Source organism: Streptomyces sp. 351MFTsu5.1 (genome assembly GCF_000383655.1).
In the GTDB taxonomy this organism is placed as follows: domain Bacteria; phylum Actinomycetota; class Actinomycetes; order Streptomycetales; family Streptomycetaceae; genus Streptomyces; species Streptomyces griseorubiginosus.
The window spans coordinates 1-20,326 of sequence record NZ_KB911797.1; the positions used below are offsets into that span (position 1 = coordinate 1).

17 protein-coding genes, 1 rRNA gene and 1 riboswitch are annotated in these 20,326 nt (G+C 68.8%); of the genes, 15 read left to right on the plus strand and 3 right to left on the minus strand.

Translation table 11 applies throughout. The features are described 5' to 3' along the window. Positions 1 to 88: 88 nt before the first annotated feature. From rrf to H295_RS0136310, 11 genes are all read left to right on the plus strand, one after another. Positions 89 to 205: ribosomal RNA gene (rrf, locus tag H295_RS0136260) — 5S ribosomal RNA — on the plus strand. A 107-nt stretch (positions 206 to 312) separates the two neighbouring features. Next, positions 313 to 921 carry a CDP-alcohol phosphatidyltransferase family protein gene (locus H295_RS0136265; protein WP_020140257.1) on the plus strand — a complete coding sequence of 203 codons (609 nt, stop codon included), beginning with the start codon at positions 313 to 315 and terminating at the stop codon, positions 919 to 921. 116 nt (positions 922 to 1,037) lie between these two features. Beyond that, complete coding sequence (locus tag H295_RS0136270) at positions 1,038 to 3,533, plus strand: mannose-1-phosphate guanyltransferase (RefSeq protein ID WP_020140258.1); 2,496 nt, start codon at positions 1,038 to 1,040, stop codon at positions 3,531 to 3,533. A gap of 105 nt (positions 3,534 to 3,638) precedes the next feature. Next, positions 3,639 to 4,535 carry a DUF881 domain-containing protein gene (locus H295_RS0136275; RefSeq protein ID WP_234021760.1) on the plus strand — a complete coding sequence of 299 codons (897 nt, stop codon included), beginning with the start codon at positions 3,639 to 3,641 and terminating at the stop codon, positions 4,533 to 4,535. After that, positions 4,532 to 4,864 (plus strand): small basic family protein, encoded by a 333-nt coding sequence (locus H295_RS0136280; protein WP_003988855.1) that lies wholly within the window; start codon positions 4,532 to 4,534, stop codon positions 4,862 to 4,864. Before H295_RS0136275 ends, H295_RS0136280 begins: the two co-directional genes overlap by 4 nt. A 5-nt stretch (positions 4,865 to 4,869) precedes the next feature. Continuing rightward, positions 4,870 to 5,712, plus strand: a complete 843-nt coding sequence (locus H295_RS0136285; protein WP_020140260.1) for a DUF881 domain-containing protein — start codon at positions 4,870 to 4,872, stop codon at positions 5,710 to 5,712. Positions 5,713 to 5,773: 61 nt separating this feature from the next. Further along, on the plus strand, positions 5,774 to 6,682 hold the full coding sequence (locus H295_RS46130; RefSeq protein ID WP_078616855.1) for an FHA domain-containing protein: 909 nt from the start codon (positions 5,774 to 5,776) through the stop codon (positions 6,680 to 6,682). Positions 6,683 to 6,700: 18 nt separating this feature from the next. Further along, entirely contained in the window at positions 6,701 to 7,438 is a 738-nt protein-coding gene (locus H295_RS0136295; RefSeq protein WP_028810069.1) for a MerR family transcriptional regulator, read from the plus strand. A gap of 77 nt (positions 7,439 to 7,515) precedes the next feature. Next, complete coding sequence (locus H295_RS0136300) at positions 7,516 to 7,989, plus strand: bifunctional nuclease family protein (protein WP_004002801.1); 474 nt, start codon at positions 7,516 to 7,518, stop codon at positions 7,987 to 7,989. Positions 7,990 to 8,253: 264 nt separating this feature from the next. Next, positions 8,254 to 8,901 carry a MerR family transcriptional regulator gene (locus H295_RS0136305; protein ID WP_078616856.1) on the plus strand — a complete coding sequence of 216 codons (648 nt, stop codon included), beginning with the start codon at positions 8,254 to 8,256 and terminating at the stop codon, positions 8,899 to 8,901. A gap of 58 nt (positions 8,902 to 8,959) precedes the next feature. Further along, positions 8,960 to 10,393 carry a DNA polymerase IV gene (locus H295_RS0136310; protein WP_028810070.1) on the plus strand — a complete coding sequence of 478 codons (1,434 nt, stop codon included), beginning with the start codon at positions 8,960 to 8,962 and terminating at the stop codon, positions 10,391 to 10,393. Here H295_RS0136310 and H295_RS0136315 read toward each other — a convergent pair. Beyond that, on the minus strand, positions 10,309 to 10,686 hold the full coding sequence (locus H295_RS0136315; RefSeq protein ID WP_020140265.1) for a PRC-barrel domain-containing protein: 378 nt from the start codon (positions 10,684 to 10,686) through the stop codon (positions 10,309 to 10,311). The genes H295_RS0136310 and H295_RS0136315 overlap by 85 nt on opposite strands. Before the next feature lie 122 nt (positions 10,687 to 10,808). Beyond that, positions 10,809 to 10,904, plus strand: a riboswitch (glycine riboswitch). 178 nt (positions 10,905 to 11,082) lie between these two features. Between H295_RS0136315 and gcvP the strand changes: the two genes are divergently transcribed. Continuing rightward, positions 11,083 to 13,968, plus strand: a complete 2,886-nt coding sequence (gene gcvP / locus H295_RS0136320; protein ID WP_020140266.1) for an aminomethyl-transferring glycine dehydrogenase — start codon at positions 11,083 to 11,085, stop codon at positions 13,966 to 13,968. Between the two features lie 70 nt (positions 13,969 to 14,038). Here gcvP and H295_RS0136325 read toward each other — a convergent pair whose 3' ends face one another. Both H295_RS0136325 and H295_RS0136330 read right to left on the minus strand, forming a co-directional pair. Further along, the gene (locus tag H295_RS0136325; protein WP_020140267.1) at positions 14,039 to 14,458 is read right to left on the minus strand and encodes a TOBE domain-containing protein; all 420 of its coding nucleotides are present in this window, start codon (positions 14,456 to 14,458) and stop codon (positions 14,039 to 14,041) included. A gap of 63 nt (positions 14,459 to 14,521) precedes the next feature. Continuing rightward, a complete protein-coding gene (locus H295_RS0136330) occupies positions 14,522 to 16,474 on the minus strand; it encodes an APC family permease (RefSeq protein WP_020140268.1) in 1,953 nt (650 codons plus the stop codon). A gap of 692 nt (positions 16,475 to 17,166) precedes the next feature. Here H295_RS0136330 and H295_RS0136335 point away from each other — a divergent pair. Genes H295_RS0136335 through H295_RS0136345 form a run of 3 tightly spaced genes read left to right on the plus strand, consistent with a single transcriptional unit; the run spans position 17,167 to position 20,297 of the window. Beyond that, positions 17,167 to 18,462 (plus strand): extracellular solute-binding protein, encoded by a 1,296-nt coding sequence (locus H295_RS0136335; RefSeq protein ID WP_020140269.1) that lies wholly within the window; start codon positions 17,167 to 17,169, stop codon positions 18,460 to 18,462. A gap of 6 nt (positions 18,463 to 18,468) precedes the next feature. Next, the gene (locus tag H295_RS0136340) at positions 18,469 to 19,467 is read left to right on the plus strand and encodes a carbohydrate ABC transporter permease (RefSeq protein WP_028810071.1); all 999 of its coding nucleotides are present in this window, start codon (positions 18,469 to 18,471) and stop codon (positions 19,465 to 19,467) included. 32 nt (positions 19,468 to 19,499) lie between these two features. Beyond that, positions 19,500 to 20,297 carry a carbohydrate ABC transporter permease gene (locus H295_RS0136345; protein ID WP_020140271.1) on the plus strand — a complete coding sequence of 266 codons (798 nt, stop codon included), beginning with the start codon at positions 19,500 to 19,502 and terminating at the stop codon, positions 20,295 to 20,297. Positions 20,298 to 20,326: the final 29 nt, after the last annotated feature.

Here is a 20,326-nt window from a genome sequence, read left to right on the forward strand (position 1 = left end):
AGGCCGAGGGCTTGTCCATATTTGCTCGCGTCCACTGTGTTAGTTCTGAGGCAACGACCGTGTCTTTTCCGGTCGAACTTCATAGTGTTTCGGTGGTCATAGCGTGAGGGAAACGCCCGGTTACATTCCGAACCCGGAAGCTAAGCCTTACAGCGCCGATGGTACTGCAGGGGGGACCCTGTGGGAGAGTAGGACACCGCCGAACTCCTTTTATAGCTCCGGCTCTTGGGCACTGCCCAAGAGCCGGAGCTTTTTTGCGTTGAGGTAGGGTCAGGGAGCATCGTTGGCACGTTTCCCACAGGAGGCCCCCGGGTGGAGGTCCAGGAGACCCGGGTCCAGACGGACCGGGTCCTCACCATCCCCAACATCCTCAGCATGGCGCGGCTCGTTGGGGTGCCGCTCTTCCTGTGGTTGATCCTCAGGCCTGAGTTCGGAGGGCCCAAGAGTGACGGCTGGGCATTGCTGGTGCTCGCTCTCAGCGGCATCAGCGACTACCTGGACGGCAAGCTGGCACGCAAGTGGAACCAGATCAGCAGTCTCGGCCGGCTGCTCGACCCGGCCGCCGACCGGCTCTACATTCTTTCGACCCTGGTCGGACTCACCTGGCGTGAGATTCTGCCGATCTGGTTGACGGCTGCACTTCTCTTGCGAGAGCTGGTTCTCCTGGTGATGGTGGGCATCCTCAGGCGTCACGGTTATCCGCCGCCCCAGGTGAACTTCCTCGGCAAGGCCGCCACCTTCAACCTGATGTACGCCTTCCCCTTGCTCCTGCTCAGTGACGGAACGGGTTGGCTCTCGTCACTCGCTGCTATTTTCGGATGGGCGTTCGCTGGATGGGGTACAACCCTGTACTGGTGGGCAGGAGTCCTCTACGTGGTGCAAGTCCGCCGCCTGATTCGTGCGGACGCCATGGCCGATTGAACTCGTCCCTGCGGCACGGCCGAAGCGGCTCGATGGCCCCCGGCGGAAAAGTGCGGGACAATCTGGGCGGGTGAAGTCGGCTAGACCGTCATCTCTTGGAGGAGGACGCTTCCGACATGAAGGCCGTCGTGATGGCCGGAGGCGAAGGCACACGCCTTCGTCCCATGACCTCAAGCATGCCCAAGCCGCTCCTGCCGGTGGCCAACCGGCCGATCATGGAGCACGTTCTGAGGCTGCTCAAAAGGCATGGGCTCAACGAGACCGTGGTCACCGTCCAGTTCCTGGCCTCTCTGGTCAAGAACTACTTCGGTGACGGCGAGGAGCTCGGCATGGAGCTCTCCTATGCCAATGAGGAGAAGCCACTCGGTACCGCCGGAAGCGTCAAGAACGCCGAAGAGGCGTTGAAGGACGATGCTTTCCTTGTCATCTCCGGTGATGCCCTGACCGACTTCGACCTCACCGAGCTCATCAACTTCCACAAAGAAAAGGGCGCGCTGGTCACCGTCTGTCTGACGCGTGTGCCCAATCCCCTTGAATTCGGTATCACCATCGTCGACGAAGAGGGCAAGGTCGAGCGCTTCCTGGAGAAGCCGACCTGGGGCCAGGTCTTCTCGGACACCGTGAACACGGGCATCTATGTCATGGAGCCCGAGGTCTTCGACTATGTCGAGGCCGATGTGCCCGTCGACTGGTCCGGTGATGTCTTTCCCCAGTTGATGAAGGAAGGCAAGCCGGTCTACGGCTATATCGCGGAGGGCTACTGGGAGGACGTCGGTACCCACGAGAGCTACGTGAAGGCCCAGGCCGACGTCCTCGAGGGCAAGGTCGACGTCGAGATCGACGGGTTCGAGCTCTCCCCGGGCGTATGGGTGGCCGAGGGTGCCGAAGTGCATCCCGATGCCGTTCTCCGCGGCCCCCTGTACATCGGGGACTACGCGAAGGTCGAGGCCGGCGCCGAGATCCGGGAACACACCGTCGTCGGCTCCAACGTCGTCGTGAAGAGCGGGGCCTTTCTGCACAAGGCCGTCGTGCACGACAACGTGTACGTGGGCCAGCAGAGCAATCTCCGCGGCTGTGTCGTCGGAAAGAACACCGACATCATGCGTGCCGCCCGGATCGAGGACGGCGCGGTCATCGGCGACGAGTGCCTCGTCGGCGAGGAATCGATTATTCAGGGGAATGTCCGGGTCTACCCGTTCAAGACCATCGAAGCCGGCGCCTTCGTCAACACCTCGGTCATCTGGGAGTCCAGGGGACAGGCGCATCTCTTCGGCGCCCGTGGGGTGTCCGGCATCCTGAACGTCGAGATCACGCCGGAGCTCGCCGTCAGACTGGCCGGTGCCTATGCGACGACCCTCAAGAAGGGTTCGACGGTCACTACGGCCCGCGACCACTCCCGAGGCGCCCGGGCGCTGAAGCGGGCGGTGATCTCCGCCCTTCAGGCCAGCGCGATCGACGTACGCGACCTGGAGAACGTGCCGCTGCCCGTTGCGCGGCAGCAGACCGCTCGGGGCAGTGCCGGCGGGATCATGATCCGGACCACGCCCGGGGTGCCGGACTCCGTGGACATCATGTTCTTCGACGGGCGGGGCGCGGACCTTTCGCAGGGCAGCCAGCGGAAGCTGGACCGGGTGTTCGCGCGGCAGGAGTACCGGCGGGCGTTCCCCGGCGAGATCGGGGATCTGCACTTCCCGGCGAGCGTCTTCGACTCGTACACCGGTTCGCTGCTGCGGAACGTGGACATCACCGGAATCGCCGAGTCCGGGCTGAAGGTGGTCGTCGACGCCTCGAACGGCAGCGCGGGTCTGGTGCTGCCCAGTCTGCTCGGGAAGCTCGGGGTGGACTCGCTCACCATCAACCCGGGACTCGACGAGTCCCGGCCGACCGAGACGGCCGACGCGCGGCGGTCCGGCCTGGTGCGGCTGGGAGAGATCGTGGCGTCCGCGCGGGCCGCGTTCGGTGTGCGCTTCGACCCCGTGGGCGAGCGGCTGTCCCTGGTGGACGAGAAGGGGCGGATCATCGAGGACGACCGCGCGCTGCTCGTCATGCTCGACCTGGTCGCCGCCGAGCGGCGCAGCGGCCGTGTGGCGCTTCCGGTGACGACCACGCGGATCGCGGAGCAGGTGGCGGCGTATCACGGCACGCAGGTCGAGTGGACCACCACCTCGCCCGACGATCTCACCAGGGTCGGACGCGACGACTCGACGATCTTCGGCGGTGACGGCAAGGGCGCCTTCATCGTGCCGGAGTTCAGCAGCGTCTTCGACGGTACGGCGGCCTTCGTACGCCTGATCGGGCTGGTGGCGCGGACGCAGCTCACGCTCAGCCAGATCGACGCGCGGATCCCGCGGGCGCATGTCCTCAAGCGGGACCTGGCGACGCCGTGGGCCGTCAAGGGACTGGTGATGCGGCGGGTCGTGGAGGCGGCGGGCGATCGCTTTGTCGACACGACCGACGGTGTCCGGGTCGTCGAGACCGACGGACGCTGGGTGATGGTGCTGCCCGACCCGGCGGAGGCGGTCACCCATCTGTGGGCCGAGGGGCCGGACGACGCGTCCGCACAGGCCCTGCTGGACGAGTGGTCGGCGGTCGTGGACAGCGCCGGCCGCTGAGCCCACGCACGCACGCGTGCCGGACATGTGTCCCCAAGGGGGCGTGTCCGGCACGCCGATGGGGCCATTCGGAGGTAGGGGCCGCGACGTGCGACGATGTGCGGCATGCCGCAGCAGCCCCCCATTCGGAGCACCCCCACGCGACCCCCGCGTCCGGACGCCTCCATGTCGCTGCTCACCAACGTCATGGATCACAGCCTCGACGACGGGTACGCCGAGGCGGCGGCCCGCAAGAAGGCCGCCGGCGAGGGTGGGCTGCCCAAGACGTTGCGGGCGAGGCTCGGTCTGGCCCTCGGCCTGGTGCTCGCCGCGCTGGTGGTCACCGTGGGGGCGGCTCAGGCGCGGGTGGCGGCTCCGGTGGTGGCCAAGGAGCGCCAGGAGCTCATCGACCGCATCGACCGCGAGGGCGATACGGCCGACAAGCTCGAGGAAAATGTCGACACGCTGCGCGACGACGTGAGTTCGCGGCAGCGGGAGGCGCTCAAGCAGAGCGGGGAGAGCGGCAAGGCCGACCTCGTGGGCATCCTGTCGGGCGCCGCGGCGGTGCACGGGCCCGGCGTCAAGCTGGTCGTGAACGACGCCAAGGAAGCCACCACGGGCGGCGACGGCAACCCGCGTGAGACGTCGGGGTTCTCCGACACCGGACGGGTGCGCGACCGGGACATGCAGCGCGTGGTCAACGGGCTGTGGGAATCGGGTGCCGAGGCCATCTCCATCAACGGACAGCGGCTGACCGCCCTGTCGGCGATCAGGGCCGCGGGTGACGCGATACTGGTCGACAACAAGCCGCTGGTTCCGCCGTATACGGTGCTTGCGGTGGGGGACGGGCAGCGGCTGAGCACCAGGTTCCAGAACAGCGCCGACGGGCTGTATCTGCACGCTCTTCAAGGGGACTACGGCATCCGGACCGCGATCTCCGTGGAGGACGACCTCCGGTTGCCGGCCGCACCGAGTGTGATCGTACGTACAGCAAAGCCGAGAACTGAGAAGGGCACATCGTGATCGCCGTACTGGGCCTCGTCGTGGGAGTCGTGGCCGGCCTGTTGGTCCGGCCCGAGGTTCCGGCTGTTGTCGAGCCTTATCTGCCGATCGCCGTGGTGGCGGCGCTGGACGCCGTCTTCGGTGGTCTGCGCGCCATGCTCGACGGCATCTTCGACGACAAGGTCTTCGTCGTGTCGTTCCTGTCGAACGTAGTCGTGGCCGCGCTGATCGTGTTCCTGGGCGACAAGCTGGGTGTGGGCGCCCAGCTGTCGACCGGTGTCGTCGTCGTGCTCGGGATCCGCATCTTCTCGAACGCCGCGGCGATCCGCCGGCACGTCTTCAGGGCGTGACGCCGATGAGCGAGCAGGAAGAGACGCCCGGCAACGGGCTGCGCAGGGAACTGCCCGAGGAACTCCCGGCGGAGCAGCAGGCGACGCCCGTCGAGGAGACCGCGGGTCCGGCGGCGGAGGCCGACCTGACCGGTCGTCAGAGGCTGGTCAAGGGCCTGTGGCCGCCGCGTGTGACCCGGGCCCAACTCATCGTCGCGGTGCTGCTGTTCGGCCTCGGGTTCGGTCTCGCCGTCCAGGTGGCGTCGAACAGTGACAGCGACAGTGCGCTGCGGGGGGCGAGGCAGGAAGATCTCGTGCGCATCCTCGATGAACTGGACGACCGCACCCAGCGTCTTGAAGACGAGAAGCAGGGCCTCGAGAAGCAGCGGGACGAGCTGGAGAACAGCTCCGACCAGGCGGAGGAGGCCCGCAAGCAGACGGTCGAGAAGGAGCGGCAACTCGGCATCCTGGCGGGCACGGTGGCCGCGCAGGGGCCGGGCATCGAGATGACGATCCAGGACACCAAGGGGACGGTCGAGTCGGACATGCTGCTCGACGCGATCCAGGAGCTGCGGGCGGCGGGCGCGGAGGCGATTCAGGTGAACGGCGTGCGGGTCGTCGCCGGTACCTATCTGTCGGACTCCGACAAAAGCGTGAGCGTCGACGGGAACAAGATCACCGCTCCGTTTCGTTTCAAGGTCATCGGCAATCCGCAGGACCTGGAACCGGCGCTCAACATCCCTGGAGGCGTGGTGCAGACTCTCGAGAAGGAGCAGGCCACGGTGGCCGTGGAGCGGTCGGACAAGATCGTCGTGGACGCCTTGCGGGCGGCGAAGCGGCCTGACTACGCTCGGTCGTCCTCCCGGTGAACCGGGGGTGCATGCGGCGCGTCGGGCAAGGGCATGAGGTTGCGGGGGGTCGGCGCACCGATTGGGTGGTGCGTGGTGGAAACTGTCTGGTGGAAACGGACGTTGTCAGGGTGTCCGGGTCGGCCGGTGTGTTCAATCAGGGTTCGTCCTGCCCCACGGGCGGGTCTGTTTCGGTCAAGGGGAATCGCCCGTGAAGTTGTTTCAGAAGTTGTTCGGCAAGAGCGCGCGAGAGGGTAGCGACAACAACGCCACCGCTCGGCACCGCGCACAGCCCGAAGCCGAGGGCCAGCGCCCGCTGTTCCGGGACCAGGTCGGCGGCCCGGGCGGTGACATTTCCGGAGGTCAGGGCGTGCCGTCTGTTGACCCTGCCCAGTCCGGCGGCATAGGTTTCGGGCAGCCGTCAACCTCAAGTACGGGTGGAGGGTTTTCCCCTATGTCGGCCCAGGTGTGTACGAGGTGCGGTAACCGCAACGCGGAGAACAGCCGCTTCTGCTCCAACTGCGGCGCCCCGCTGCGGGCCGGTGCGGTTCCCGAGCGTCCCTCGGAGACGACCTCCACCATCTCCATCTCCGGCCTCGAGGCCTACGACTCGGAGGTCACCGGCCAGACCCAGATGCCGGCGCTCTCCCCGGAGGCCCAGGCCGCCGTGGACGCGCTGCCGCTGGGCTCCGCGCTGCTGGTCGTGCGCCGCGGTCCGAACTCGGGCAGCCGCTTCCTGCTGGACGGCGAGCTGACCACGGCCGGCCGTCACCCGCAGAGCGACATCTTCCTCGACGACGTCACCGTCTCGCGCCGCCACGTGGAGTTCCGCCGGGGCCAGGACGGCTCGTTCACGGTGTCCGACGTGGGCAGTCTCAACGGCACGTACGTCAACCGTGAGCGGATCGACTCGGTCGCCCTGAACAACGGCGACGAGGTGCAGATCGGCAAGTACCGGCTGGTGTTCTACGCGAGCCAGCAGGGCTACTGACCCTCCCAGGGAAGGTCCATGCTTCAAACACCGGGCGGCGGTGCCGGACACGGCACCGCCGCGACGGACAGTGGACTGATGAGCATCGGCACGGTGCTGAACGTGCTGCGCGACGAGTTTCCCGAAGTGACCATCTCCAAGATCCGTTTCCTGGAGTCCGAGGGCCTCATCGAGCCGCAGCGGACGCCCTCCGGGTACCGCAAGTTCAGCAACCGGGACGTCGAGCGACTCGGCCACGTCCTGAGGATGCAGCGGGACCACTATCTGCCGCTCAAGGTCATCCGGGAGCACCTGGACGCCATGGAGCGGGGCGAGGCCGTCGCGCTGCCCACGGTGGGCCGTCAGCGGGACGGAGAAACGGTCCTGGAGGTCTCCGAGGGACCCACCGCGGCCCGGATCGGCCGTGCCGAGCTGCTGGCCGCCGCCGAGATCGGTGAGCCGGAGCTCGCGGAGTGGGAGTCGTACGGGCTCATCACCCCGCTGCCGGACGGGGCGTACGACGCCGAGGCGGTGACCGTGGCCGCGCTCGTCGTCGAGCTCGGGCGGTTCGGGATCGAGCCGCGGCACCTGCGGGCGATGAAGGCCGCCGCGGACCGTGAGGCGGGGCTCGTGGACCAGGTGGTGGCTCCGCTGAAGCGCCACCGCAATCCGCAGACCCGCGCGCACGCGGAAGCCCGTGCGAAGGAACTGGCGGGGCTCACGGTGCGGCTGCATGCCGCGCTGGTGCAGACCGCCCTCGGTGTGCGGCTGCCCTGAGGACGGCAGGTGCAGGAACTGTCACCCGTTTCCTGCCCGACTACCCAAACGTCCCGGGCACGGCCTAGGGTTGCTGTGTGAACGAGCTCGATGTCGTAGGTGTCCGGGTCGAAATGCCCTCCAACCAACCGATCGTGCTTCTGCGTGAAGTGGGAGGCGACCGCTACCTCCCCATCTGGATCGGGCCCGGGGAGGCGACCGCGATCGCCTTCGCGCAGCAGGGCATGGCCCCCGCACGACCGCTGACCCACGACCTGTTCAAGGACGTGCTGGAGGCGGTCGGCCAGGAGCTCACCGAAGTGCGCATCACGGACCTGCGTGAGGGCGTCTTCTACGCGGAGCTGGTGTTCGCCAGCGGGGTCGAGGTGAGCGCGCGGCCGTCCGACGCCATAGCGCTGGCCCTGCGCACCGGGACGCCGATCTACGGCAGCGACGGGGTGCTCGACGACGCCGGCATCGCGATCCCGGACGAGCAGGAGGACGAGGTGGAGAAGTTCCGCGAGTTCCTCGACCAGATCTCCCCCGAGGACTTCGGCACCAGCAGTCAGTGAGACGGGGTGCGGCCGGTCCGGCGGGTCAGTGGTCCGTGACGGGCCGGGCGTGTCCGGTCGTCACCGAAATGCCGGCATTTGCCACCGGCGTGTGAGAGCGTCCTGCGGCCCGTTCGGAGCGCATTCGGCTAGCCTTTCCCCGCGGATGGCTACGGGAAACCACTCTCAGGGTGATTATCACTCGGCGTGCCGAGTGTGGCGATCGTTGACGCACCCCTGGTGACTGCCTACCGTCGAGAAGGCAGGTCAAGGACGGAGGTCGGCGTGAGAAGCAGCGGCGACGGTACGGCTGGGGGTGCCCCCGGACGCAGTCTCGGGGCGAGCGGTCCGTACCCGCTTCACAGCAGCGCGGCCGATCATCACGTTCCGCAGCGACCGGCGGCCGTGCCGAGCAGCGGAGGGGCGACGTCCATGGCGTCCGAGCAGATCGGCTACCGCGGCCCTACGGCGTGCGCGGCGGCCGGCATCACCTACCGGCAACTCGACTACTGGGCACGCACCGGACTCGTCGAGCCGAGTGTGCGGCCCGCCTACGGGTCGGGGACGCAGCGGCTCTACAGCTTCCGGGACGTCGTCGTCCTGAAGATCGTCAAGCGGTTCCTGGACACCGGCGTGTCGCTCCAGAACATCCGCACCACGGTCCAGCACCTGCGGGAGCGGGGATTCCAGGACCTGGAGCGCATGACGCTCATGAGCGACGGGGCCACGGTCTACGAGTGCACCTCGCCCGACGAGGTCCACGCACTCCTCCAAGGCGGACAGGGGATCTTCGGGATCGCCGTGGGTGTGGTGTGGCGGGACGTCGAGAGCGCGCTGTCGCAGTTGCACGGGGAGCGTGTGGACACCGGCGAGACGCTCGTCGGCACCAACCCCGCGGACGAGCTGGCGCGGCGGCGCAACCGGGCCGTCTGAGGTCCTGCTCCGCTGTTCCGGCGGGGCATTGTCAGTGGCGTAGGGCAGCATCGGACATGTGAGAAAAGCGCCCACGATCCTGCATCTCGACATGGATGCCTTCTACGCCTCGGCGGAGCAGGCGTCCAAGCCGAGTCTGCGCGGGAAGGCCGTCGTCGTGGGCGGGCTGGGGCCGCGGGGTGTGGTGGCCACCGCGTCCTACGAGGCCCGGGTGTTCGGGGTGCACTCGGCGATGCCCATGGCCCAGGCGAGACGGCTCGCGCCGAACGCCGCCTATCTCGTCCCGCGCTTCGGGTTCTACAAGGCGATCAGCGAGCAGGTGATGGGGCTGCTGCGGGAGCTGTCCCCGCTCGTGGAGCCGCTGAGCCTGGACGAGGCGTTCGTCGATCTGGAGGCCGGTGGAGCGGCCTGGGACGAGGGGTCGGCCCGACTGGCCGGAGCGAAGCTGCGGGCCGACATACGGGCCGTCACGGCGCTCACCGGGTCCGTGGGGCTCGCCGCCTCCAAGATGCTCGCGAAGATCGCCTCCGAGCAGGCCAAGCCGGACGGGCTGGTGGTGATCGAGCCGGGGACCGAGCGGGCGTTGCTCGGACCCATGTCGGTGCGGACCCTGCCGGGGGTGGGTCCGGCGACGGGGGACCATCTGCGGCGGGCCGGGATCCACACCGTCGAGGAGATCGTGGAGGCGGGGGAGGACGAGCTCGTACGGCTGCTGGGGAAGGCGCACGGGCACGGGCTGTACGCGATGGCGCTGGCGCGGGACGAGCGGGCCGTGGTGGCGGAGCGGGAGACCAAGTCGGTGTCGGTGGAGGACACCTACGACGTGGACATCCATGACCGGGTCCGGGTCGGGCTCGAGGTGCAGCGGCTGGCGGACCGGTGTGTGCGGCGGTTGCGGGGGGCCGGGTTGTCGGGGCGGACCATCGTGTTGAAGGTCCGGCGGTACGACTTCTCGACCTTGACGCGGTCCGAGACGCTGCGGGGGCCCACGGACGACCCCGCGGTGGTACGGGAGGCCGCTCTGCGGTTGCTGGAGGGGGTGGACTCCACGGGGGGCGTGCGGTTGCTGGGGGTCGGGGTCTCGGGGCTTGCCGACTTCACCCAGGAGGATCTGTTCGCCCAGGCCGCGGGGGACGGGGTGGAACACACCGAGGAGGAGGTCGCCGCCGATGTGCCGGTCGAGGAACGGGAGTCGGGCGGCGAGCGGCGGTGGGTCGCCGGACACGATGTGCGGCACGCCGCGTACGGGCACGGGTGGGTGCAGGGGAGCGGGGTGGGGCGGGTGACCGTGCGGTTCGAGACGCCGGACTCTCCTCCGGGGCGGGTGCGGACGTTTTCCGTCGACGATCCCGGGCTGGAGGTCGCCGAGCCGTTGCCGCTGGGGGTCGTGGGTCGCACAGCGGTGGGTCAGGGCTCCGCGTCCTCCGAGCCTGCCACCTTGCCGAAGGGGCGGTCCGGCAGCGGTGGGGGTGGGGCCAGGTCCAGGCCGTAGTGGTGGTAGAGCTGGAGTTCCTGGGCCGGGGAAAGGTGGCGGCCCACGCCGAAGTCAGGGGCGTCCTTGATCAGGGAGCGGTCGTAGGGGACCTTCAGGTTGCCCTCGACCAGTTCGCTGGGCTCCAGGGGGACGAAGGCGTCGCGGGAGAAGAGGCCGGTGCGTATCGCCGCCCACTCCGGGACCCCGGTGGCGTCGTCGAGGTAGACCTCGTCGACGGTGCCGATCTTCGTGCCGTTGCGGTCGAACGCCTTGCGGCCGATCAGGTTGCGCGGATCGATGTCGGTCTGCACGGGCCCTCCACTTGGTCGCAACTCATCCGAAGCGGTCGTAACACTACGAAAGAGCACATTGGGGTGGGCGGCCACTCGAACGCTCGATCGCGGACCGCGCTGGTAGGCTGGCAGACGGCTGTCGACCCCGTGCGGGAGAGTCCTCCAGACGACATCGGAGGCGCCGAAGGAGCAAATCCTCCCCGGAATCTCTCAGGCTCACGTACCGCACGGACGAGGTCACTCTGGAAAGCAGGGCGGGTGTCGACGGCGGCCTCCGCTCTCACCGACGGTGAAAGCCGGTGGCCCTCGGGCGACCGGTGAAGCTCTCAGGTTGAGATGACAGAGGGGGAGGCCGTCGGGGTACCCGCGCCGGGGTACCCCTCGAAGGTCGCGTCAGACCAGGAGGCCTCCGCAATGACCGCCCACCGCATTCCGCTCGCAGAGCTCGAGCAGGGGATCCCGTTCGAGCAGCGTCACATCGGTCCCGACCACGAGGCCCGGGCCAAGATGCTCGCCCAGGTCGGGTACGGCTCGCTCGACGAGCTGACCGCCGCCGCGGTGCCCGATGTGATCAAGAACGCCGATGCCCTGGAGCTGCCCGGAGCGCGCACCGAGGCCGAGGTGCTGGCCGAGCTGCGGTCGCTGGCCGACCGGAACCAGGTCCTCGCCCCCATGATCGGACTCGGGTACTACGGCACCTTCACGCCGCCCGTCATCCTGCGGAACGTGATGGAGAACCCGGCCTGGTACACCGCCTACACGCCGTACCAGCCGGAGATCTCGCAGGGCCGGCTGGAAGCCCTGCTGAACTTCCAGACCATGGTCGCCGAACTCACCGGGCTGCCGACCTCCGGCGCCTCGCTGCTCGACGAGGGGACGGCGGCCGCCGAGGCCATGGCCCTGTCCCGGCGCATGGGGAAGAACAAGAAGGGCCTCTTCCTCATCGACGCGGACACCCTCCCGCAGACCGTCGCCGTCATCGAGACCCGCGCCGAGCCGACCGGTGTCGAGGTCGTCGTGGCGGACCTGAGCCAGGGCATCCCGGCAGAGATCGCCTCCCGTGAGATCAACGGAGTGCTCCTCCAGTACCCCGGCGCCTCCGGGGCCGTACGCGACATCAAGCCCGTCATCGACCAGGCCCACGAGCTCGGCGCGCTCGTGACCGTCGCCGCCGACCTGCTCGCGCTGACCCTGCTGAGGTCGCCGGGTGAACTCGGTGCGGACATCGCGGTCGGGACCACGCAGCGGTTCGGTGTGCCGATGGGCTTCGGCGGGCCGCACGCGGGCTACATGGCCGTGCACGAGAAGTTCGCGCGGAGCCTGCCCGGGCGGCTCGTGGGCGTGTCCGTGGACGCCGACGGGAACAAGGCGTACCGGCTCGCGCTCCAGACGCGGGAGCAGCACATCCGGCGGGAGAAGGCGACCAGCAACATCTGCACCGCGCAGGTGCTGCTCGCGGTCATGGCCGGGATGTACGCGGTCTACCACGGGCCCGACGGGCTCAAGGCCATCGCGCGACGGACCCACCGGTACGCGAACATCATCGCCGCGGGGCTCACCGCCGGTGGCGTGGAGGTCGTGCACGGCTCCTACTTCGACACGCTCACCGTCCGCGTGGCCGGCAGGGCGGCCGAGGTCGTCGACGCCGCGCGGCAGGGCGGCGTCAACCTGCACCTCGTCGACGCCGACCACGTGTCCCTCGCCTGTGACGAGACCACCCTGCGGGCCCAGGTGGCCGCCGTGTGGGACGCGTTCGGGGTCGAGGGCGACATCGAGGCGCTGGACGCGGCCACCGAGGAGGCGCTGCCGGACGCGCTGCTGCGGGGCGACGACTTCCTCACTCACCCCGTGTTCCACCAGTACCGCTCCGAGACCGCGATGCTGCGCTACCTGCGCCGGCTCGCCGACCGTGACTACGCGCTGGACCGGGGCATGATCCCGCTGGGCTCCTGCACCATGAAGCTCAACGCGACCACCGAGATGGAGCCGGTCACCTGGCCCGAGTTCGGGCAGCTGCACCCCTTCGCGCCCGCCGAGCAGGCCGAGGGCTATCTGACCCTGATCCGGGAGCTGGAGGAGCGGCTCGCCGAGGTCACCGGGTACGACAGCGTGTCGCTCCAGCCGAACGCCGGGTCGCAGGGCGAGCTGGCCGGGCTGCTCGCGGTGCGCGGGTACCACCGGGCCAACGGGGACGAGCAGCGGACCGTGTGTCTGATCCCGTCGTCCGCGCACGGGACCAACGCCGCAAGTGCCGTGATGGCGGGCATGAAGGTCGTCGTCGTGAAGACCGCAGGGGACGGCGAGATCGACGTCGAGGACCTGCGGGCCAAGATCGAGCAGCACCGGGACGAGCTCGCGGTTCTGATGATCACCTACCCCTCGACGCACGGCGTGTTCGAGGAGCACGTCGCCGACATCTGCGCGCAGGTGCACGAGGCCGGCGGGCAGGTGTACGTCGACGGGGCCAACCTCAACGCGCTGGTGGGGCTCGCCAAGCCGGGGCACTTCGGCGGTGACGTCTCGCACCTGAACCTGCACAAGACCTTCTGCATCCCGCACGGCGGCGGTGGTCCGGGCGTCGGCCCGGTGGGCGTGCGGGCGCACCTCGCGCCGTACCTGCCCAACCACCCGATGCAGCCCGCGGCCGGCCCGGAGACGGGCGTCGGGCCCATCTCGGCCGCGCCCTGGGGTTCCGCGGGCATCCTGCCGATCTCGTGGGCGTACGTGCGGCTCATGGGCGGTGAGGGGCTCAAGCGGGCCACGCAGGTGGCCGTGCTCTCCGCCAACTACATCGCCAAGCGGCTCGAGCCGCACTACCCGGTGCTCTACACCGGGCCCGGCGGGCTGGTCGCGCACGAGTGCATCATCGACCTGCGGCCGCTGACGAAGGCGACCGGCGTGAGCGTCGACGATGTGGCCAAGCGGCTCATCGACTACGGCTTCCACGCGCCGACCATGTCGTTCCCGGTGGCCGGGACACTGATGATCGAGCCGACCGAGTCCGAGGACCTGACCGAGCTCGACCGGTTCTGCGAGGCGATGATCGCCATCCGCGGGGAGATCGAGAAGGTCGGCTCGGGGGAGTGGGACGCGGACGACAACCCGCTGCGGAACGCTCCGCACACCGCCGGTGCGCTGGGCGGCGACTGGGAGCACGCGTACACGCGTGAGGAGGCCGTCTTCCCGGGCGGTGTCTCGGTCGCGGACAAGTACTGGCCGCCGGTACGGCGGATCGACCAGGCCTTCGGCGACCGCAACCTGGTGTGCTCGTGCCCGCCGCTGGACGCGTACGAGGACTGATCCGAACTGAGGAGGGCCCCGCTTCGGCGGGGCCCTTTTCGCGTCCGGCGTCGGGTGCGGCGCGACGGCGTCAGGCGTTGGCCAGGGCGACCTCGGTCGACTTGATGAGGGCGACGACCGGGGTGCCGGTGGTGAGGGCGAGATCGGTCGCGGATTCCGCGGTGATCGCGGAGGTGAGTTCGCCTCCTTCCACGGCGATCCGCACGGTGGCCATGGCGGCTCCGGTGGCCACGCCTGTGACCGTGCCGGGGAGCTGGTTGCGGATGGACACACCGCGGACCGGGGCGGTGGCGAGGGAGACCTCCGTCGACTTCACCAGGGCGCGTACGGCGGAGCCCTGGGAGAGGCCGAGGTCCTCGACGGCGTCGAGGGTGATCGCGGCCGTGAGGTCCTGGCCGCCGTCGAGGCGGACCTTGACCGTCGCCATGGCGTCACCGGGGGTGACGGCGGTGACGGTGCCGGGGAGCTGGTTGCGGATGCTCAGGGTCATGGGGTCACGGTAGGGCTGGTGCGGGAGCGCGTCCGGCAGGGCACTGCCGGACGCGCTCGCGGGTCACCCCGTGTGGACGCGGGGGCGGCGGGCGCGGTCCGGTTCGGCCTCGCGCAGGACCTCCCGGGTGACGGGGGCGACCTCGCCCTGCCCGAAGAGGAAGAAGCGCAGGAAGTTGGCGAACGGGCCGCCCTCGGTCCACTCGAAGTAGATGTGCGGGGTGCAGCCCGTCTCGTCGCGGACGTGGAGGAGGAGGGCGGCGAGGGCGTTGGGGATGGAGGAGGACTCCAGGGTCAGGACGCGGTAGCGGTTGTGCAGCACCTCGCCCCGTACGGTGAGGCCGGCCTCGAACTCCGAGGGGTCCAGGACCGTGACCTCCACGAACACGAAGTCCTCGCCCGGGATGTCGTTGTCCTCGCGGATCTGCTCGATCTTGTCGCGGTACTCGGCCTTGTCGCGCGAGTCCGGTTCGTTGGCGATGAAGCGGATCTTGCGGCTGGCCATGTCCCGGACGAAACGTTCCGCCAACGGGTCGAGCGTGACGCTGGTGACGCGGAGTTCGAAGGCACGGGCCAGCCGGGAGAGCAGGGACACCAGGATGATGCCGGCGATGAAACAGGCGCCGATCTTCACGCCGTCCGGGCGCTCGATGACGTTGAGCACGGTCGTGTAGAGGAACACCGCGGAGATGACCGCGAAGCCGATCGTCCAGCCCCGCTGGCCCGCCTTGTGGGCGGCGATGGTCACCGCGATCGCCGCCGAGCTGATCAGCACCAGCACGCCGGTGGCGTACGCGCCGCCCTGCGCGTCCACGTCCGCGTCGAAGATCCACGTCACCAGGAAGCCGATGAGCGTGAACACGATGACCATGGGGCGGACGGCGCGGGCCCAGTGCGGGGCCATGCCGTAGCGGGGCAGGTAGCGCGGCATCAGGTTGAGCAGCCCTGCCATGGCGGAGGCACCGGCGAACCACAGGATGGCGATCGTGGACACGTCGTAGAGCGTGCCGAAGGCGCCGCCCAGGTACTGGTGGGCCAGATAGGCGAGGGCGCGGCCGTTGGCCGGGCCGCCCGACTCGAAGTCCTTCTCCGGGATGAGGAGGGTGGTGATGAAGCTGGTGGCGATCAGGAAGCCGCTCATGATCAGGGCGGCGGTGGTGAGCAGTTTCTTGGTGTCACGGATACGGCCGGTGGGGCGCTCCTCCGTGTCACCCTCGTCGCCCTGGACGTGCGGCATGACGGCGACGCCGGTCTCGAAGCCGGAGAGGCCGAGGGCGAGCTTGGGGAAGACGATCAGGGCCACGCCGATCATCACGAAGATGTTGCCGTGTTCGGCGGTCAGGGCGCTGGACCAGTCGGTGACGACGTGGCCCGCCGTGATGATGTGCCAGAAGCCGACGATCACGACGACGACGTTCAGGGCGAGGTAGAGGCCCACCAGGACGACCGCGACGCCGACCGCCTCCAGGAAGCCCTTGAGGAACACCGCGCCGAGCAGGGCGACCAGGACGAGGGTGATCAGCATCTGCTGGTCGTGCAGGGCGCTGTTCAGGTGCGGGTTCTCGACGAGGTGGGTGGAGGCGTCCGCGGCGGACAGGGTGATGGTGATCAGGAAGTCGGTGGCGGCGAAGCCGAGCAGGGTCAGGACGAAGAGCTTGCCCTGCCAGAAGGACAGCAGCCGCTCCAGCATGGCGATGGAGCCCTCGCCCCGGGGGCTCTCCTCGGCGACCCGGCGGTAGACCGGCAGGGCGCCCGCGAGCGTGACGATCACGAGGACGATCGTGGCGATGGGGGAGAGCAGGCCGGCCGCCAGGGCGGCGATGCCGGGCTGGTAGCCGAGGGTCGAGAAGTAGTCGACGCCGGTCAGGCACATCACCCGCCACCAGCGCTGGCCCCGGTGCGCGGGTTCCGGTTCGGCGTGGGGGCCCGTGTGGCCGCCCGGCTTGCCCATGTCGGACAGGCCTTCCAGCATCCAGGCGCGCAGGCGACTGGCGGGCGGCTGTTCGGTCGTGGCCATCGGGGGGTGCTCCTGCGGTGCGGCTCAGCGGGGTGGCGGCCGCCCGGCTGACGGCGGGACAAGCGTAAGCGGAGAGTGACGTCTGGGCCTTCGGATCGGGGCCGTATGGGCGTCAAGCTTCCGTTAAGACTCGGTCCGCAGCGGCCCGGAGTGGGCGATGGGGAGATTCGTCCCGGTTCGGGCTGTGTTGGAGGAGGGCGCGGGGTGGACACGCAGCGTCATGGTGAGGGGGCGAGATGCGGGGACTGGCGGCGCATCTTAGTGGGGGCTCAAGCGCCGGTGGGCAGCTCGACTGGTCGCTCTCGTAAGGATCGCTGAGAATGCCGAATGTTTCGGCTGTAAGTGCGTGGAGCGGCGGTCAGTGACGGCGACTCCCGGGCGCTCGGCCCAGGGCTCGCCGCGCTTCTCTCGCGCGCTTGTCTCCCCCGTGGGTGGCCTCTCCCTTCGTGGGTCCGATCATCGTCCTCTATGGCATCCAGGGCGCCGCGGGCTTCGTCCGGGGCGATCACCTCACCGCCCCTCGCGACGAGTTGAGTGGTTGTTCTTCGAACATTCCCTCTGCACAGGGGGTTGCCACCCCTCCGTAGCTGTCTCTAGGGTGCGGCAGCAGCGAAGCTTTCTGGATCTCTTTCGAAACTTTCGAGACGCAGGGCGGACCAGGACGTCTCCGTCCCGTACCCAAGGAGCGCAAAATGGGCGACCCGGCACTGTCCCGCCGTGGATTCATAGCGGCGTCCGCCGCGGCCGGTCTGAGCATGACGGCACTGACCGGCTGCGGCGGTGACTCGGACGGAGGGTCGTCCGACGGCACGACCACGGTGGAGTGGTGGAACATCTCCACCACCGAGCCGGCGAAGACGGTCTGGGCCGGTCTCGCCAAGAAGTTCGAGGCGCAGAACCCCAAGGTGAAGATCAAGATCGTCCAGCTGGAGAACGACGCCTACAAGTCGAAGATGACGGCGCTGACCGCCTCCGGCAAGCTCCCCGACATCTTCCACACCTGGGGCGGCGGTGTCCTCAAGCAGCAGGTCGACGCCGGTCTTGTCGAGGATCTGAGCGACCGGACCAAGCCCTGGTCCGACGGTCTGCTGAAGGTCACCAAGGAGCCGTACATCCTCGACGGCAAGCTCTACGGCGTTCCGTTCGACATGGGCATGATCGGCTTCTGGTACAACAAGAAGCTCTTCAAGCAGGCCGGGATCAGTGAACCCCCCACCACTTGGAGCGGCTTCCTGGAGGCCGTGAACAAGCTGAAGGCGAAGAACATCACGCCCATCGCCCTCGCCGGCAAGGAGAAGTGGCCGGGGATGTACTACTGGGCCTACCTCGCGATGCGTACCGCCGGCATCGCCGCCCTCCAGAAGGCCAGCGAGGACAAGGACTTCACCGGCGCCGGGTTCGTCGAGGCCGGCCGGCACCTCAAGGACCTCGTGGACCTCCAGCCCTTCCAGAAGGGCTTCCTCAACGCGGCCTACTCCACCCCGACCGGCCAGGCGGCCGCCGTGGGCAACAGCAAGGCGGCCATGGAGCTCATGGGCCAGTGGGCGCCCTCCGTGCAGGCCGACTCCGGCAAGGGACTCGGCTCCGATCTCGGGTTCTTCCCGTTCCCCGCGGTCGAGGGCGGCAAGGGGGCCATCACCGAGGTGTTCGGCGGTGGCGGCGGCCACGCGCTGCGCCGGGGTGCCCCGCAGGCGGCCGTCGACTTCCTGAAGTTCTTCGCCTCCGAGGCCACCGAACTGGAACTGGTCAAGAAGACCAGCATCCTTCCCGTGCTGCCGAACGCGGAGAAGGCCATGACCGACCCCAACCTCAAGCTCGTACAGGCCCAGTTGAAGGCGGCCACCGGCTTCCAGCTCTACCTCGACCAGGCGTACGCGCCCGCCGTCGGCCAGGAGGTCAACGACAGCGTGGCCGCGCTCATCGCCGGCTCCAAGTCCCCCGAGCAGGTTGCCCAGTCGATCACGCAGACGGCGAAGGAAGAGCAGTAGCCCGCGATGACCTCCACGTTCCTCGCAGACAAGCGGAGCGGTCCGGGCACCGAACTCCCGCCCCCGGAATCAGTCAGGGCCCGGGGGCGGGGCCGTCGACGGGTGCTGCACTGGCTCACCGCGGTCGGCTTCCAACTCCCCGCGCTGGTGCTGTTCATCGGCATGGTCCTGCTGCCGATGCTGTTCGCGCTGTACGCCGCGTTCTTCCGCTGGGGCGGCTTCGGCATGCCGTCGGACTACGTCGGCACCAACAACTTCACGGACCTCTTCGACAACCCGGTCTTCCTGGGCGACCTGTGGCGCTGCCTCGTCCTGGTGGTGCTCTCGCTCGTCATCCAACTGCCGTTCGCGCTCGCCATGGCCGTCCTGCTCAACCAGCGGCTGCGCGGCCGGGCCGTCTACCGGATGCTGTTCTTCGCGCCCTACGTGCTCTCCGAGGCGATCACCGGCGTGCTGTTCAGCATGGTCTTCGCGCCGGACGACGGACTCGCCGACCACGTGCTGGGCGCGGTGGGGCTCGACGGCGTGGGCGGGCTGTGGTTCGCCGATCCCTCCTACGTCATGGCGACGCTCTTCCTCGTCATGACCTGGAAGTACTTCGGCTTCCACATGATGCTCTACCTCGCCGGACTCCAGTCCATCCCGAGGGAGTTGACCGAGGCCGCGCTCATCGACGGCGCCGGCGCCTGGCAGCGGTTCCGCAACGTCACCCTGCCGCTGCTCGCGCCCACCCTGCGCATCAGCGTCTTCCTGTCCGTCATCGGGGCGATCCAGCTCTTCGACCTGGTCTGGGTGATCACCCAGGGCGGGCCGGACCACCACTCCGAGACGATGGCCGTGACCATGTTCCAGTACGGCTTCAAGCGCTACCAGGTCGGCTACGCCAGCGCGATCAGCGTGGTCATGTTCGGGATCTGCCTCGTCTTCGCCCTCGCCTACCAGCGGTTCGTGCTCCGCCGCGACCTCGAAGGGGCCACCACGACGATGAGGGGGGACGGCAAGTGACCAGCCGTACAAGCGGTGTTCGCACCCTGCCGATGCACGTGATCCTCGTCGTCGTCGGCGCGGTGATGGTCGTACCCCTCGGGTACGCCGTCCTGTCCGGCTTCAAGTCGACCGACGAACTCTCCAGCAATCCGTTCGGTCTGCCGAGGAAGTGGCTCACCAGCAACTACACCGACATCCTCGGCGGGAGCGACTTCTGGCGGCTGCTCGGCAGCAGCACGCTGATCGCGGTCGGGACGACGGTGCTGGTGGTCGCCCTGTCCGCGCTGGCCGCGTTCTCGTTCGCGCGGTTCGCCTTCCGGGGGCGGGAGGCGCTGTTCACGCTCTTCACGATGGGGCTGATGTTCCCCTTCGCGGTGGCGGTGCTCCCGCTGTTCCTGCTGCTGCGCTCGCTCGACCTGCTCGACAACCCGCTCGGTGTGATCCTGCCGCAGGCCGCCTTCGGGCTGCCGATGACCATCATCATCCTGCGGGCCTTCTTCCGGGAGATCCCGGGGGAGCTGGAGGAGGCGGCCACGCTCGACGGGTGCAGCTCCTTCGGGTTCTTCTGGCGCGTGCTGCTGCCGATGGCGCGGCCCGCGCTCGGCACGGTGTCGGTGCTCGCCGTCGTCACCAGCTGGAACAACTTCATGCTGCCGCTGCTGGTGTTCACCGACAACACATGGTGGACGCTGCCGGTCGGTGTGCAGCAGTTCCAGGGGCAGTACTCCGCCGAGTACGCGCGAGTCTTCGCCTATCTCGTGCTGGCGATGGTGCCCGCCCTCGCCTTCTACTCGGTCGCCGAACGCCAACTGGTCGGCGGCCTGACCGCCGGAGCCACCAAAGGCTGACGGCGTTTTCTCCAGTACGGCTCACCCAC